This window comes from Thiohalomonas denitrificans (genome assembly GCF_900102855.1).
GTDB classification, from domain to species: Bacteria; Pseudomonadota; Gammaproteobacteria; order Thiohalomonadales; family Thiohalomonadaceae; genus Thiohalomonas; species Thiohalomonas denitrificans.
Genome location: NZ_FMWD01000019.1, coordinates 1 through 16,104, shown reverse-complemented (window position 1 = coordinate 16,104; position 16,104 = coordinate 1). Strand labels below are relative to the sequence as shown.

At 59.5% G+C, this 16,104-nt stretch carries 13 protein-coding genes and 1 tRNA gene; all 14 read right to left on the bottom strand.

Translation table 11 applies throughout. From position 1 onward, the window contains the following. Positions 1 to 426: GTP-binding protein (locus tag BLP65_RS16275; RefSeq protein WP_139181545.1), on the bottom strand; the 426-nt coding region annotated here is incomplete at its 3' end. A gap of 42 nt (positions 427 to 468) precedes the next feature. Further along, the gene (gene fusA, locus BLP65_RS16270) at positions 469 to 2,568 is read right to left on the bottom strand and encodes an elongation factor G (protein ID WP_092999340.1); all 2,100 of its coding nucleotides are present in this window, start codon (positions 2,566 to 2,568) and stop codon (positions 469 to 471) included. Between the two features lie 22 nt (positions 2,569 to 2,590). Further along, a complete protein-coding gene (gene rpsG / locus BLP65_RS16265) occupies positions 2,591 to 3,064 on the bottom strand; it encodes a 30S ribosomal protein S7 (protein ID WP_092999338.1) in 474 nt (157 codons plus the stop codon). A 46-nt stretch (positions 3,065 to 3,110) separates the two neighbouring features. Then, positions 3,111 to 3,485: a 30S ribosomal protein S12 gene (gene rpsL / locus BLP65_RS16260; protein ID WP_092999336.1), complete on the bottom strand. Its 375-nt coding sequence runs from the start codon at positions 3,483 to 3,485 to the stop codon at positions 3,111 to 3,113. Positions 3,486 to 3,658: 173 nt separating this feature from the next. After that, complete coding sequence (gene rpoC, locus BLP65_RS16255) at positions 3,659 to 7,846, bottom strand: DNA-directed RNA polymerase subunit beta' (RefSeq protein ID WP_092999334.1); 4,188 nt, start codon at positions 7,844 to 7,846, stop codon at positions 3,659 to 3,661. A gap of 105 nt (positions 7,847 to 7,951) precedes the next feature. After that, positions 7,952 to 12,094 carry a DNA-directed RNA polymerase subunit beta gene (gene rpoB / locus BLP65_RS16250; RefSeq protein WP_092999332.1) on the bottom strand — a complete coding sequence of 1,381 codons (4,143 nt, stop codon included), beginning with the start codon at positions 12,092 to 12,094 and terminating at the stop codon, positions 7,952 to 7,954. A 201-nt stretch (positions 12,095 to 12,295) separates the two neighbouring features. After that, on the bottom strand, positions 12,296 to 12,670 hold the full coding sequence (gene rplL, locus BLP65_RS16240; RefSeq protein WP_092999328.1) for a 50S ribosomal protein L7/L12: 375 nt from the start codon (positions 12,668 to 12,670) through the stop codon (positions 12,296 to 12,298). A 61-nt stretch (positions 12,671 to 12,731) separates the two neighbouring features. After that, the gene (rplJ, locus tag BLP65_RS16235) at positions 12,732 to 13,259 is read right to left on the bottom strand and encodes a 50S ribosomal protein L10 (RefSeq protein WP_092999326.1); all 528 of its coding nucleotides are present in this window, start codon (positions 13,257 to 13,259) and stop codon (positions 12,732 to 12,734) included. 248 nt (positions 13,260 to 13,507) lie between these two features. Next, positions 13,508 to 14,203 carry a 50S ribosomal protein L1 gene (gene rplA / locus BLP65_RS16230; protein WP_092999324.1) on the bottom strand — a complete coding sequence of 232 codons (696 nt, stop codon included), beginning with the start codon at positions 14,201 to 14,203 and terminating at the stop codon, positions 13,508 to 13,510. Positions 14,204 to 14,206: 3 nt separating this feature from the next. Continuing rightward, positions 14,207 to 14,638, bottom strand: coding sequence for a 50S ribosomal protein L11 (gene rplK / locus BLP65_RS16225; RefSeq protein ID WP_092999322.1), 432 nt, complete (start codon positions 14,636 to 14,638; stop codon positions 14,207 to 14,209). A 116-nt stretch (positions 14,639 to 14,754) separates the two neighbouring features. Then, positions 14,755 to 15,288 carry a transcription termination/antitermination protein NusG gene (nusG, locus tag BLP65_RS16220; protein ID WP_092999320.1) on the bottom strand — a complete coding sequence of 178 codons (534 nt, stop codon included), beginning with the start codon at positions 15,286 to 15,288 and terminating at the stop codon, positions 14,755 to 14,757. Between the two features lie 5 nt (positions 15,289 to 15,293). Next, on the bottom strand, positions 15,294 to 15,641 hold the full coding sequence (secE, locus tag BLP65_RS16215; protein WP_092999318.1) for a preprotein translocase subunit SecE: 348 nt from the start codon (positions 15,639 to 15,641) through the stop codon (positions 15,294 to 15,296). 36 nt (positions 15,642 to 15,677) lie between these two features. Next, positions 15,678 to 15,753 (bottom strand) — tRNA-Trp (locus BLP65_RS16210). A gap of 66 nt (positions 15,754 to 15,819) precedes the next feature. Then, positions 15,820 to 16,104, bottom strand: a 285-nt coding sequence (locus BLP65_RS16205) for an EF-Tu C-terminal domain-related protein (RefSeq protein ID WP_449649470.1), incomplete at its 5' end; no start/stop codon positions are given.

Here is a 16,104-nt window from a genome sequence, read left to right as displayed (position 1 = left end):
GTCCACCATGTCGGCCTTGTTCAGGTACACGACGATGTAGGGAACGCCGACCTGACGGGACAGCAGGATGTGCTCACGCGTCTGCGGCATGGGGCCGTCAGCGGCCGAGACCACCAGGATGGCACCGTCCATCTGCGCCGCACCGGTGATCATGTTCTTCACGTAGTCAGCATGGCCGGGGCAGTCCACGTGAGCGTAGTGCCGGGCTTCCGACTCATACTCGACGTGCGCCGTGGCGATGGTGATACCGCGGGCTTTCTCTTCCGGTGCGGAGTCGATCATATCGAAAGCCTGGGCTTCGCCGCCCCACTTTTCACCCATCACCTTGGTGATGGCCGCCGTCAACGTAGTCTTGCCATGGTCGACGTGACCGATGGTGCCTACGTTTACGTGCGGCTTTTTACGCTCAAATTTTGCTTTGGACACGGTAGTTACCCCTCGTATTCTTGTTGAGTTCACTCTGCAAAGTCACGAAGCCTTCTTGATCACCGCTTCGGCAATAGATGCCGGCGCTTCAGCATAGTCGGCAAACTCCATGGAGTAGGCCGCACGACCCTGAGTGGCTGACCGAAGGTCTGTGGCGTAGCCGAACATCTCGGCCAGCGGCACCTCGGCGCGGATGATCTTGCCGGTAACGGTTTCATCCATGCCTTTAACAATACCGCGACGGCGATTCAGGTCGCCCATGACATCGCCCATGTACTCTTCAGGGGTGACCACCTCGACATTCATCATCGGCTCGAGCAGGTAGGCCTCGGCCTTCCTGGCGGCTTCCTTGAGCGCCATCGAACCGGCGATCTTGAACGCCGTCTCGTTCGAATCGACATCATGGTAAGAACCGTCATACAGCGCGACTTTGAGGTCGACCAGCGGATAACCGGCCAGAACACCGTTCTCCATCTGCTCCCGCACGCCCTTGTCGACGGCCGGAATGTATTCCCTCGGGACTACACCGCCTACGATCTCATTGGAGAACTCGTAACCGGCACCGCGCTCCTGAGGCTCAATCCGCAGCCACACGTGGCCATACTGACCGCGACCACCGGACTGGCGTACGAACTTGCCTTCCACTTCGACCTGTTTACGCAGGGCTTCGCGATAGGCAACCTGGGGCGCGCCCACGTTGGCTTCAACCTTGAACTCACGCCGCATCCGGTCGACGATAATGTCGAGGTGCAGCTCGCCCATCCCGGAAATGATGGTCTGACCCGATTCTTCATCGGTGCGAACCCGGAACGAGGGGTCTTCCTGAGCCAGTTTGCCCAGCGCAACACCCATTTTTTCCTGGTCGACCTTGGTCTTCGGCTCGATGGCGACCGCGATTACCGGTTCAGGGAACTCCATGCGTTCCAGTACGATCACGTTTTTCGTGTCGCAGAGCGTATCACCGGTGGTGACATCCTTAAGCCCCACCGCCGCCGCGATATCACCGGCGCGCACTTCCTTGATCTCTTCACGTGTATTGGAGTGCATCTGCAGCAGGCGACCAATCCGTTCCTTCTTGCTACGTACGGAGTTGAGCACCGTGTCCCCGGAATTCAAAACACCGGAATAGACACGGAAGAACGTCAGCGTGCCCACAAACGGGTCCGTCGCGATCTTGAACGCCAACGCCGAAAATGGCTCGTCATCCGCGGCATGGCGCTCGGCAACGGTACCGGTGGCGTCGTCGAGCTCGCCCTGAATCGACGGAACGTCGACGGGAGAGGGCATAAACTCGATAATCGCGTCCAGCATGGCCTGCACGCCCTTGTTCTTGAAGGCCGACCCACAGAAGACCGGGACAATCTCGTTGGCCAGGGTGCGCTTGCGCAGACCCTTCTTGATCTCGTCGTTGGAGAGCTCACCCCCTTCCAGGTACTTCTCCATCAACTCTTCGTCAGCCTCGGCAGCCGCCTCGACCATCTGTTCACGAAGCTCTGCAGCCTTATCCGCGAGTTCGGCCGGAATCTCGGTCTCTTCATAGGTGGCACCCATGTCGGACTTATTCCAGTAGATGGCCTTCATGCGAATGAGATCGACAATGCCCTGGAACTGGTCCTCGGCACCAATGTTCAACTGCAGCGGAACGGCATTGGCACCCAAACGGGTCTTCAACTGCTCGACCACTCGCAGGAAATCGGCCCCGGCACGGTCCATCTTGTTGACGAAGGCCATGCGTGGCACTTCGTACTTGTTGGCTTGACGCCAAACCGTCTCCGACTGGGGCTCGACGCCGCCGACCGCGCAGAATACGGCGCAGGCACCGTCAAGCACACGCAGCGAGCGCTCGACCTCGATGGTGAAGTCGACGTGTCCCGGAGTATCGATAATGTTAACGCGATGCTCCGGGTACTGTTGATCCATACCGCTCCAGAAGCAGGTGGTTGCAGCGGAGGTAATGGTGATTCCGCGCTCCTGTTCCTGCTCCATCCAGTCCATAACCGCCGCACCGTCATGCACCTCACCAATCTTGTGGGAGATACCGGTGTAGAAAAGAATGCGCTCGGTCGTGGTGGTCTTACCGGCATCGATGTGCGCCATGATGCCGACATTGCGGTAGCGCTCGATGGGTGTCTTGCGTGCCATAATAAAGAGAACCTTTGAACGTTTACCAGCGGTAGTGGGCGAAAGCCTTGTTGGCTTCGGCCATGCGATGCGTGTCTTCACGCTTCTTCACTGCCGTACCCCGCTGTTCGGCGGCTTCCAGAATTTCATTTGCCAGGCGGATGTCCATGGACTTCTCGCCGCGTTTGCGGGCCGAGTTCACCAGCCAGCGCATGGCCAGCGCGACACCACGGTCGCCCCGTACTTCGATGGGCACCTGATAGGTTGCACCACCCACACGGCGGGACTTCACCTCGACCATCGGGCGAATATTGGCCAGCGCTTTCTCGAAGATCTCAACCGGCTCGCCACTTTTGTTTTTCGCCGCCACCTGATCCAGGGCGCCATACACGATGCGTTCAGCAACGGATTTTTTGCCGCTGAGCATCACGATGTTCATGAATTTCGACAGCGTGACATTACCGAACTTCGGGTCCGGGAGAATCTCACGCTTCGCTGCAACTCGTCTTCTGGCCATCGCTTTGTAACCTTATTAGTTCCTGATGCGTCCCGATACGTATCGATTAGGACTTCGGCCGCTTGGCGCCGTATTTCGAACGGCCCTGACGGCGGTCATTGACGCCGGCGGTGTCCAGAGAGCCGCGCACGGTGTGATAACGAACACCCGGAAGGTCCTTCACACGTCCACCGCGAATCAGCACCACCGAGTGCTCCTGCAGGTTGTGCCCCTCACCGCCAATGTACGAGCTCACCTCGAAACCATTGGTCAACCGGACACGGGCCACCTTACGCAGCGCCGAGTTCGGTTTTTTCGGCGTGGTGGTGTAAACCCGAGTGCAAACGCCGCGTTTCTGGGGACACGCTTCCAGCGCAGGCACATTGCTCTTGGCCTGCTTGCGCTTCCGCGGCTTACGGACCAGCTGGTTGATCGTTGCCATATTCCTAAATGCTCCACCACAAATATAAACGACAGGCCGGTAGGGCCGGCCTGTCAGAAAAGAAGCGGAATTCTATGAGGGCAGGCCGGGCATGTCAAGCCCGGCCTGCCCTTTACCCTTAAGTTGCTTCATAGAGCCCGCACATGGGCAGCCAATCCTGCCCGTCCGGAGAACTACTCCTGCTCGGGCTGTTCCCCGACCGCCTCGAAAGCTTCCGGGGCAATCTCTTCTTCGAACACCTCTCGCTTCCGGCGCCGTTCCGAATGATAGGCAAGGCCGGTGCCAGCCGGTATGAGCCGGCCGACGATGACGTTTTCCTTGAGGCCGCGCAGATCATCCTGCTTGCCCGTGACCGCCGCATCCGTCAGCACGCGGGTGGTCTCCTGGAAAGAGGCCGCCGAGATGAACGACTCGGTCGCCAGCGAGGCCTTGGTGATGCCCAACAGCAGCCGCTCGTAGGTGCAAGGCATTTTGTCCTCGCGATCCAGCTGTTCGTTCTCTTCCAGAACACGGGCATATTCCGCCTGTTCGCCATGCAGGAAGCGGCTGTCGCCGCCGGCCTTGATCTCGACCTTGCGCAGCATCTGACGAATGATCACCTCGATGTGCTTGTCGTTGATCTTTACACCCTGCAGACGGTAGACATCCTGTACCTCGTTGACGATGTACTTGGAGAGTTCCTCGACGCCGAGCAGGCGCAGGATATCGTGGGGATTCGGCTCGCCTTCGACGATCACCTCGCCCCTCTCCACATGCTCGCCCTCGAACACCGTCACGTGGCGCCACTTGGGGATGAGCTCCTCGTGGGAATCGCCCTCTTGCGGCGTCAACACCAGCCGCTGCTTGCCCTTGGTCTCCTTGCCGAAGCTGACCGTACCGGAGATCTCCGCCAGGATGGAGGACTCTTTCGGCTTGCGGGCCTCGAACAGGTCGGCCACCCGGGGCAGACCACCGGTGATGTCGCGGGTCTTGGAAGACTCCTGCGGAATACGCGCCAGAACATCACCGACACTCACCTGGCCCCCATCTTCCATGTTGACCACCGCGCCCGCGGGCAGGAAGTAGTTCGCCGGGATATCGGTACCGGGGAAGTTCAGGTCGTTCCCACTGTCATCCACCAGTTTGACCATCGGACGACGATCCTTGCCGGAACTGCTACGCGACTTCGGATCCATCACCACCAGTGAGGAGAGTCCCGTGACCTCATCCGTCTGGCGGTGGACCGTCACGCCCTCTTCGAAGTCGACCAGCTTCACGTAACCGGCAATCTCGGTGATGACCGGGTGGGTGTGCGGATCCCAGTTCGCCAGTACCTCGCCCGATTTGACCGTTGCGGCGTCGTAGACGTTGATCTTGGCGCCGTAAGGCACCTTGTAGCGCTCACGCTCGCGACCCGTCTCATCGATGACGGTGATCTCGCCGGAACGGGACACCGCTACCCGATGGCCTTCCGCATGCTCCACCATCTTGATGTTGTGGAGACGAACGGTGCCGTTGCTCTTGATCTGAATATTGTTCACCGAGGCGGCACGCGAAGCGGCACCACCAATGTGGAACGTCCGCATCGTCAGCTGCGTACCCGGCTCACCGATCGACTGGGCCGCGATGACACCAACCGATTCACCGACATTGACCTTGTGGCCACGAGCCAGGTCGCGACCGTAGCAGGTGGCACAGACGCCATAGCGCGTTTCACAGGTGATCGGGGAACGTACCTTCAGGTGGTCGACAGACATCGACTCCAACTGCTCCACCAGGGCCTCGTCAAGCAGGGTCCCCGAGGGGATGGCTACCTGGTCACCGGACCCGGGCTCCATTACATCCTCGGCGGTCATACGGCCCAGTACGCGTTCACTCAGCGGCTCGACCACATCGCCACCCTCGATGAGGGAGTGCATGATCACGCCGTTGGAGGTGCCGCAATCGTCCTCGGTAACCACCAGGTCCTGTGATACGTCCACCAGGCGGCGAGTCAGATAACCGGAGTTGGCGGTCTTGAGTGCCGTATCCGCGAGCCCCTTACGGGCACCGTGCGTGGAGATGAAGTACTGCAGTACCGACAACCCTTCACGGAAGTTGGCGGTGATCGGCGTCTCGATGATGGAGCCGTCCGGCTTGGCCATGAGACCGCGCATACCCGCCAGCTGGCGAATCTGGGCGGCGGAACCACGTGCACCGGAGTCGGCCATCATGAAGATGGAATTGAACGAATCCTGCTTGGCGATGTTGCCGTCCCTGTCGACGACCTCATCCTTGCCGAGCTTGTCCATCATCGCCTTGGCGACCTGGTCGTTGGTGTGCGACCAGATATCCACCACCTTGTTGTAGCGCTCGCCGTTGGTCACCAGACCGGAGATGTACTGGTTTTCAATCTCCTTCACCTCACTCTCGGCACGGGCCAGGATCTCGGCCTTTTCGTCCGGGATGACCATATCATTGGAGCCAAAGGAAACCGCCGCACGGGTGGCCATCCGGAAGCCGGTGTACATCAACTGGTCGGCGAATACGACCGTATCCTTGAGACCGAGCTGGCGATAACAGGTATTAATCAATCCCGAGATCGCCTTTTTCACCATCGGCTTGTCGACGTGTTCGAACGCCATGCCGTCCGGCACGATGTGGAACAACAGCGCACGTCCAGCCGTGGTGTCCCTGAGCGAAACCTTCTCCTGCAACTCGCCGTTTTCATCGAGCAACTGCTCGCGGATACGTACCTTGACACGGGCGTGCAGCGAGACCGCTCCGCTATCGTAGGCGCGGCGAAGCTCTTTCAGGTCGGCGAAGGCCATGCCCTCGCCCTTCGCATTGATGGACTCGCGCGTCATGTAGTAGAGACCGAGCACCACGTCCTGCGACGGCACGATGATCGGTTCACCACTGGCGGGCGAGAGGATGTTGTTGGTGGACATCATCAGCGCCCGTGCCTCGAGCTGTGCTTCCAGCGAAAGCGGCACGTGGACGGCCATCTGGTCGCCGTCGAAGTCGGCGTTGAAGGCGGCGCAGACCAGCGGATGCAGCTGGATGGCCTTGCCTTCGATCAGTACCGGCTCGAAACCCTGGATACCGAGGCGGTGGAGGGTCGGAGCGCGGTTCAGCAATACCGGATGTTCACGAATCACCTCTTCGAGGATGTCCCAAACCTCGGCGCCTTCCCGCTCGACCAGCTTCTTGGCGGCCTTGATGGTGGTTGCCAGGCCGCGGCGCTCCAGCTTCGAGAAGATGAACGGCTTGAACAGCTCAAGCGCCATCTTCTTGGGCAGGCCGCACTGGTGCAGCTTGAGAGTCGGGCCGACCACGATGACCGAACGGCCGGAGTAGTCGACGCGCTTGCCAAGCAGGTTCTGACGGAAGCGCCCCTGCTTGCCCTTGATCATGTCGGCCAGGGATTTCAGCGGCCGCCGGTTGGAACCGGTGATGGCGCGGCCGCGGCGGCCGTTGTCCATCAGGGCATCGACCGACTCCTGCAGCATGCGCTTCTCGTTACGGACGATGATGTCCGGAGCGTTCAGATCCAGCAGACGTTTGAGTCGGTTGTTACGGTTGATTACCCGACGATAGAGATCGTTCAGGTCGGAGGTCGCGAAGCGGCCACCTTCCAGCGGCACGAGCGGACGCAGCTCGGGCGGCAGCACGGGCAGCACCGTGAGCACCATCCACTCGGGCTTGTTGCCGGAGTCAATGAAGGCCTCGATGAGCTTCAGCCGCTTGGTGAATTTCTTGAGCTTGGTCTCGGAGTTGGTCTGCGGAATCTCTTCGCGCAGCCGATTGGCCTCCGCCTCCAGATCCATGGACTTGAGCATCTCCAGGACCGCTTCGGCACCCATACGGGCGTCGAACTCGTCGCCGTACTCCTCGATAGCATCAAGGTAGGTTTCGTCCGAAAGCAGCTGACCCCGCTCGAGCTGGGTCATGCCCGGGTCCACCACCACGAAGGCCTCGAAATAGAGTACCCGCTCGATGTCCCGCAGCGTCATGTCCAGCAGCAGCCCCATGCGCGAGGGCAGGGACTTCAGGAACCAGATGTGCGCCGTCGGGCTAGCCAGCTCGATATGGCCCATGCGCTCGCGACGCACCTTGGCCAGCGTCACTTCGACACCACACTTTTCGCAGATGACTCCGCGATGCTTGAGCCGCTTGTACTTGCCGCACAGGCACTCGTAGTCTTTTACCGGCCCGAAAATCTTTGCACAGAACAGGCCATCCCGCTCCGGCTTGAAGGTCCGATAATTGATGGTCTCCGGCTTTTTGACTTCGCCGAAGGACCAGGAGCGGATCTTGTCGGGAGACGCCAGACCAATACGGATGGCGTCGAAATCCTCGATGGGACCCTGCTGCTTGAGAAGCTTGAGTAGATCTTTCACCGTGTTCGTCTCCTCGGTTGTAGGAGCGCCGTCTCGGCGCGACCCCGTGATTCCAATGGCGGGGGGCAATCACCCCCCGCCCGTTTCGCGGCGGGGACGCCGCTCCTACTCGTGCTCCAGCTCGATGTCGATACCCAGCGCGCGGATCTCCTTGAGCAGCACGTTGAACGACTCCGGCATACCGGCCTCCATGCGATGGTCGCCGTCGACGATGTTCTTGTACATCTTGGTCCGACCGTTCACATCGTCCGATTTGACAGTCAGCATCTCCTGCAGGGTGTAGGCGGCGCCGTACGCTTCCAGCGCCCAGACCTCCATCTCCCCGAAGCGCTGCCCACCGAACTGGGCCTTGCCGCCCAGTGGCTGCTGCGTCACCAGACTGTACGGTCCGGTGGAGCGGGCATGCATCTTGTCGTCGATCAGATGGTTGAGCTTGAGCATATACATGTAGCCCACCGTCACCTGACGGTCGAACGAGTCACCGGTACGGCCGTCATACAGTACGGTCTGCCCGCTTTCGGGGAGGTCGGCGAGTCGAAGCATCTGCCGGATCTCGTCCTCGTTCACCCCGTCGAAGACCGGCGTAGCCATCGGGACACCGGCGCGCAGGTGTTTGGCGAGTTCCAGGATCTCGTCATCGGTAAGAGAATCCAGGTCCTCCTTCTTGCCCGACTGGTTGTAAATCTCGTGCAGGAACTTGCGCACCTCGTCCACTTTGGCCTTGGCCTGAACCATGTTGTTGAGCTTACGGCCCAGCCCTTTGGCCGCCCAACCCAGGTGGGTCTCCAGCACCTGCCCGACATTCATTCGAGAAGGTACGCCAAGCGGGTTGAGAACGATGTCGACCGGGGTACCGTCATCCATATAAGGCATGTCCTCGACCGGGACAATCATGGAGATGACACCCTTGTTTCCGTGACGGCCGGCCATCTTGTCGCCCGGCTGAATACGGCGCTTGACGGCCAGGTAGACCTTGACCATCTTCAGCACGCCCGGGGCCAGATCGTCACCCTGGGTCAGCTTGCGGCGCTTCTCCTCATAGAGATCATCGAACTGCGCCTTCATCTGCTTGAGGCTTTCGCCGACCGCTTCCAGCTGACTGTTGACGTCGTCGTCCTTCAGGCGGATTTCGAACCACTTGTCACGCGGCAGATCCCGCAGGTACGTGTTGCTGATCTTATCACCCGACTTCAGCTTGTCCGGTCCGCCGGCCGCTTCCTGGCCCACCAGCATCTTCTCTACCCGGGCGAAGGCGTCATCGGACATGATGCGCTGCTGATCCCGCAGATCCTTCCGGACCTGGTCCAGCTCCGACTCCTCGATGGCCTTGGCGCGGGTATCCTTCTCCAACCCGTCACGGGTGAAGACCTGTACGCCGATGACCGTACCATTCATGCCCGACGGCACACGCTGGGAGGTGTCTTTTACGTCCGAGGCCTTCTCGCCGAATATGGCGCGCAGCAGCTTCTCTTCCGGCGTGAGCTGGGTTTCACCCTTCGGCGTCACCTTGCCCACGAGGATATCGCCCGATTTCACCTCGGCACCGATGTGCACGATGCCGGCTTCGTCGAGTTTGGCGAGTGCTGCCTCGCCCACGTTGGGGATATCCGCGGAGATCTCTTCCGGTCCCAGTTTGGTGTCACGGGCTACGCAGGTCAGCTCTTCAATATGGATCGTGGTGTAGCGATCCTCCTCGACCACACGCTCGGAGATGAGAATGGAATCCTCGAAGTTGTAACCGTTCCAGGGCATGAACGCGACCAACATGTTCTGCCCCAGTGCCAGTTCACCCATATCGGTTGCCGAACCGTCGGCGAGCACGTCCCCGCGGGCAATCACGTTACCGGGGCCGACCAGTGGACGCTGATTGATACAGGTGTTCTGATTGGAACGGGTGTACTTGATCAGGTTGTAGATATCGACGCCGGATTCACCCGCCTCCGTCTCGTCGTCGTTCACCCGAACCACGATACGACCAGAATCCACCGAGTCCACGGTACCCCCACGGCGGGCGGTCACCGTTACACCGGAGTCGATAGCCACTGTGCGTTCGATACCGGTACCGACCAACGGTTTGTCGGGACGCAGGGTGGGGACGGCCTGGCGCTGCATGTTGGAGCCCATGAGCGCGCGGTTGGCATCATCGTGTTCCAGGAAAGGCACCAGCGAAGCCGCTACCGAAACGATCTGCTTGGGCGAGACATCGATGAACTGGATATTCTCCTTCGGCGACAACGTGAACTCGTTCATATGCCGGGAAGAGACCAGGTCGTCCAGAAGATTGTTGTCGGCATCGGTACGGGCGTTGGCCTGCGCGATGACGAATTCGCCTTCATCGATGGCCGACAGGTACACAATCTCGTCGGTCACATTGCCATCCACCACCTTCCGGTAAGGCGTCTCCAGGAAGCCGTAGGGATTCGCCCGTGCGTACACCGCCAGCGAGTTGATGAGACCGATGTTCGGTCCCTCCGGAGTCTCGATCGGGCAGACGCGGCCATAATGCGTCGGGTGCACATCGCGCACCTCGAACCCGGCCCGCTCTCGCGTCAGGCCACCCGGTCCCAGTGCGGAGATCCTCCGCTTGTGGGTGACCTCCGACAGGGGGTTGTTCTGGTCCATGAACTGCGACAACTGCGAGGAGCCGAAGAACTCCTTGACGGCCGCGGAGACCGGCTTGGCGTTGATCAATTCCTGCGGCATCAGGTTTTCCGACTCGGCGAGCGACAGGCGCTCCTTGACGGCGCGTTCCACACGCACAAGACCGATACGGAACTGGTTTTCCGCCATCTCGCCCACGGAGCGGACGCGGCGATTGCCCAGGTGGTCGATATCGTCCACCTGACCGTTGCCGTTGCGAATGTCGACCAGCGTCTTCAGAACCTCGAGGATGTCCGACTGTTCGCCGAACTGCTTGACCCGCTCATGGGCCACCGTGTCCTTCTTGTCACGGCCACCGAAATACTTGCTGTCATAGAGTACGCCCGGGCCTTCGACCTCTTTCCGACCCACGCGGCGATTGAACTTCATGCGGCCGACGTGGGAGAGGTCGTAGCGATCCCCGGTAAAGAACAGGTTGTGGAACAGGTTCTCCGCCGCGTCTTTGGTCGGCGGTTCACCCGGACGCATCATACGATAGATCTCGACCAGTGCTTCCAGATCGGTAGTAGTCGGATCGATCCGCAGGGTCTCTGCGATGTAGGGACCGCGGTCCAGGTCGTTGGTGAAGATTGTGTCGAACTTTTTGACACCGGCATCGACCAGTTTGTCGACCAATTCCGGGGTGAGTTCGTCGTTGGCCTGAGCCAGTAGCTCACCACTCTCCTTATCGACGATATCTTGCGCCAGGGTCTTGCCATGAACGTAATCGACCGGCACCTCGAGAGTCGAGAGGCCGGCTTTCTCCATCTCACGGATGTGGCGCGCAGTAATCCGACGATCCCGCTCCACCAGCACCTTTCCTTCGAGCTTGATATCGACGGTCGCCGTCTCGCCGCGCAGGCGTTCCGGAACGAGCTTAATCTTCACGCCGTTCTTGGTGAAGGTGTAGGTATCGCGTTCAAAGAAGACATCGAGGATCTCCTCGGTACTGTAACCGAGGCCGCGCAGCAGGATTGTGGCCGGCAGTTTCCGACGCCGATCGATGCGCACGTAGACCAGATCCTTGGGATCGAATTCGAAATCCAGCCAGGAACCCCGATAGGGGATCACCCGGGCGGAGAACAGCAGCTTGCCGGAGGAGTGGGTCTTGCCCTTGTCATGCTCGAAGAATACGCCCGGCGAGCGGTGCAGCTGAGAAACGATGACCCGCTCGGTACCATTGATCACGAACGTACCGTTTTCGGTCATCAGGGGCAGTTCGCCCATGTAGACTTCCTGCTCCCGGATATCCTTGACGGACTTGGCGGAGGAGTCTTTATCATAAAGGACCAAACGCAGTTTAACGCGCAGCGGAGCGGCGTATGTAAGCCCGCGCATCTGGCACTCCTTGACGTCGAACGCCGGAGTGCCGAGCCGGTAGCTAACATACTCCAGTGCGGCATTACCCGAATAACTGACGATCGGGAATACCGATTTGAAGGCTGCGTGAAGGCCCTGTTCGTTACGCTCGTCACTGGTTACGTCCGCTTGCAGGAAGTTGCGATACGAGTCCAGCTGGATCGAGAGCATGTAGGGGACTTCAAGGACGCTGCGGCGCTTGCTGAAATCCTTGCGGATACGTTTCTTCTCAGTGAACGAGTAAGCCATCAGAGTTCCTCAGCTTGTTCAAGACTATCCCACAACTTCTGCCGGCGGCCATCCAGGAATTGGCAGTCTTCCAGCGGAAAAAGGCCGGTGGCGCACGGGCCACCAGCCATATATTCAGGTGCCCGCCATCCCTGGCGGTTCCGCCTGGCCGAGTCCGGGCCGGCGATCAGGCTCTGCCTGACGTATTGAGGCATCAAGCGATTACTTAAGTTCAACCGAAGCGCCGGCTTCCTCGAGCTGCTTCTTGATATCTTCGGCTTCGCCTTTTTCGGCACCTTCTTTAATGGTTGCCGGGACACCTTCAACCATTTCCTTGGCCTCTTTGAGACCCAGGCCGGTGATGGCGCGAACGGCCTTGATGACGGAGACCTTGTTTTCGCCAAAGCTGCTCATGACCACGTCGAACGCGGTCTGCTCTTCAGCGGCAGCTTCTCCTCCAGCAGCGGCCGGGGCGGCGGCAACGGCGGCGGCGGCGGAGACACCAAACTTCTCTTCCATCGCCTCGATCAGTTCCACGACCTCCATTACGGTCATGTTGGAAATGGTTTCCAGGATATCGTCTTTAGAAACGGCCATGCTATTTACTCCTGATAAAAACGTTTGACACCAAAATTACCCGAAATGCGTCTTGCGACCCTTAGGCTGCCTGTTTTTCGTCGCGGATCGCAGCAACCGTGCGAACCAGTTTTCCAGGCACCTCGTTGAGGGTACGGACGAACTTCTCGCTCGGGGCTTTCATCACCGACATGAGCATGCTGATCGCCTGCTCCTTGTTCGGCAGTGTAGCGAGCCGATCGAGTTCAGCTGCGGAATAGAGTTGACCGCCGACGGCGACCAGCTTTGTCTGCAGCTTCTCGTTCTCCTTCGCAAACTCCTTGATAACCCTTGCTGCGGCACCGGGATCCTCCATGGAGAACGCCAGCAACAGCGGTCCGACGAGCCCGTCTTTCAGACACTCGAATTCGGTGCCATCGACGGCCCGGCGGGCCAGGTTGTTCTTGACCACCCGCAGATAGACATTTTCGTCACGTGCCTTGGCACGCAATTCGGTCATCTGCTCAGCGGACAAGCCGGAGTACTCCGCACCGATCGCGGAGTGCGCACTCGCAGCAACTTCGGCGACTTCTGCAACGATGGACTTCTTCTGTTCCAAATTGAGAGCCACTCGAAATCACCTCTTTTGCCGAGCACGGTTGCCGCTTGCGCGGTTTCCGTGCTTGCTTGCCTAGCGGAACCATCTGATTCCGCCCCTAACGGTGGCCCTCAAAATTATCTGAGGGAAGCACCGTCTGCGCAGGCTCTTTACGGATTAAGCACCTTTCGGCACACCTGCGGTCTTCGACGACCGTCGGTCCCTTTCTTTCAAGGACCAACGGGCTCTTTGCCGACAACATTAGTCGCCGGCCGAAGTCGTCACAGCGACAACGTCGCCATGTCTACGCTGACTCCCGGCCCCATCGTGGTGGAGAGAGTCACCTTTTTCATATAAATACCCTTGGCGGCGGACGGCTTGGCTTTCTGCAAATCGCCCAGGAGAGCCTGCAGATTCTGTTTCAGCGCCTCATCACCAAAATCGATCTTTCCGATCGAGCAGTGGATAATGCCACCCTTGTCCGTGCGGTAGCGCACCTGACCGGCCTTGGCATTTTTGACCGCTGTGGCCACATCCGGGGTTACCGTGCCCACTTTCGGGTTCGGCATCAGACCGCGCGGGCCCAGTATCTGACCCAGTTGACCAACCACCCGCATTGCATCCGGCGAGGCGACCACCACGTCGAAATCCATCTTGCCGGCCTTTACTTCTTCGGCGAGATCTTCCATGCCGACGATATCGGCGCCGGCCTCTTTGGCGGCATCGGCATTGGCGCCCTGGGTGAATACGGCCACGCGTACCGTCTTGCCGGTGCCGTTGGGCAACACAGTGGATCCACGCACGACCTGATCCGACTTACGCGGGTCAACGCCGAGGTTCACGGAGACATCAACCGACTCGGCGAACTTCGCCTTCGGGATCTCCTTCAGGAGGCTCAGCACTTCGTCGATTCCGTAGGCCTTACCTGGCTCCAGTTTTTCCCGGATCGCCTGCATTCTCTTGGATATTTTCGCCATGGCTTACACCCCCTCCGTCTTGATGCCCATACTGCGGGCACTGCCTGCAATGGTCCGCACTGCAGCATCAAGGTCTGCGGCTGTGAGATCGGGGTCTTTGGTCTTGGCGATCTCTTCAAGCTGCTCCCGGTTCACCGAGCCCACTTTGTCACGGTTGGGCACACTACTGCCCTTCTGGACGCCGGCGGCCTTCTTCAGGAGGATGGAAGCTGGCGGGGTCTTGGTGACGAACGTGAAGCTACGATCGTTGTAGACCGTGATCACCACCGGAGTGGGCAGGCCCTGCTCCATACCCTGGGTCTGTGCGTTGAACGCCTTGCAGAACTCCATGATATTTACGCCATGCTGACCCAGCGCGGGGCCGACGGGCGGGCTCGGGTTTGCCTGCCCCGCAGGCACCTGCAGCTTGATATAAGCCTGGATTTTCTTAGCCATGATGACTCCTTAGCGTGGGTACAAACGCCTTGCGGCTCCCCGATGTTTTGCGAACACGCACGCCACGACGGGTGCGGCGATTTCTCGCCCCACCCGTCGTGCTGTACGATCCACGTTTAACCTTTCTCTACCTGCCCAAACTCCAGCTCGACGGGAGTGGAACGACCGAAAATGAGCACTGCGACCCGCAGTCGGCTTTTTTCGTAATCCACTTCCTCGACAACGCCGTTGAAATCGTTGAATGGTCCTTCGGTAATCCGAACCACTTCTCCCGGCTCGAACAGGACCTTCGGACGCGGTTTTTCGGCGCCCTCCTGAACTCGTTCCAGGATCGATTGTGCTTCACGATCGGAAATCGGGACCGGGCGATCACCGGTACCGCCGATGAAGCCCATGACTCGCGGGACATCTTTCACCAAATGCCAGGTCTCATCGTTCATATCCATCTGAACGAGTACATAGCCGGGAAAGAATTTACGGTCACTCTTGCGTTTTTGCCCTTCGCGCATCTCTACAACTTCTTCGGTCGGGACGAGGATTTCCCCGAACCGCTCTTCGAGACCGCTGCGTACGATGCGTTCTTCGAGCGAACGCTTGACCTGGTTCTCGAAGCCCGAATAGGCATGGACCACATACCAACGCAATGCCATTCCGTTCAGCCCCCTTGGCCGGTCAGCAGTTGGATAGCCCACGCCAGAAACATATCGAAGACCCACAGGATGATGCCGACGATGAACACCATCGCCATCACGATCAATGTGGTCTGAGTGGTTTCTTTGCGTGAAGGCCAGACGACTTTGCGAATTTCAATCAACGCGCCCTGACCAAATCGCCAGGTGTTTGCACCCGGCTCCGTGCGCAGCGTGATAGCTACGGCAATGCCGGCCGCAACCAGCAAGCCCAGCACGCGCACAAACAACGCCTGATCCGCAAATACATAGAAGCCGCCAATGGCTCCTGCGATGATCAGTGCTGCTGCCAGCAACTTTAGTTTGTCGGCCATCTATTCAGCTAAGCCTTTGCCTGTCCGGGCAAAAAGTGGCAGGCCAGGAGGGAATCGAACCCCCAACCTGCGGTTTTGGAGACCGCTGCTCTGCCAATTGAGCTACTGGCCTTTTAACCCGATGTGCGTGAGCCCGGCCGTGGCCGGGACCCGCGATTTCTTTAGTACCCGAGATAGATTACTCGAGAATCTTCGCGACAACGCCGGCACCCACGGTGCGGCCACCTTCGCGAACTGCGAAACGCAGCCCCTCTTCCATCGCAATCGGTGCGATCAGCGACACGGTCATCTGCACGTTATCGCCTGGCATCACCATCTCGACCCCTTCGGGCAGGTCGCAGGCACCGGTCACGTCCGTGGTACGGAAGTAGAACTGCGGACGATAGCCGTTGAAGAACGGCGTGTGACGACCACCCTCTTCCTTCGACAGCACGTACACTTCGCACTCGAACTTGGTGTGCGG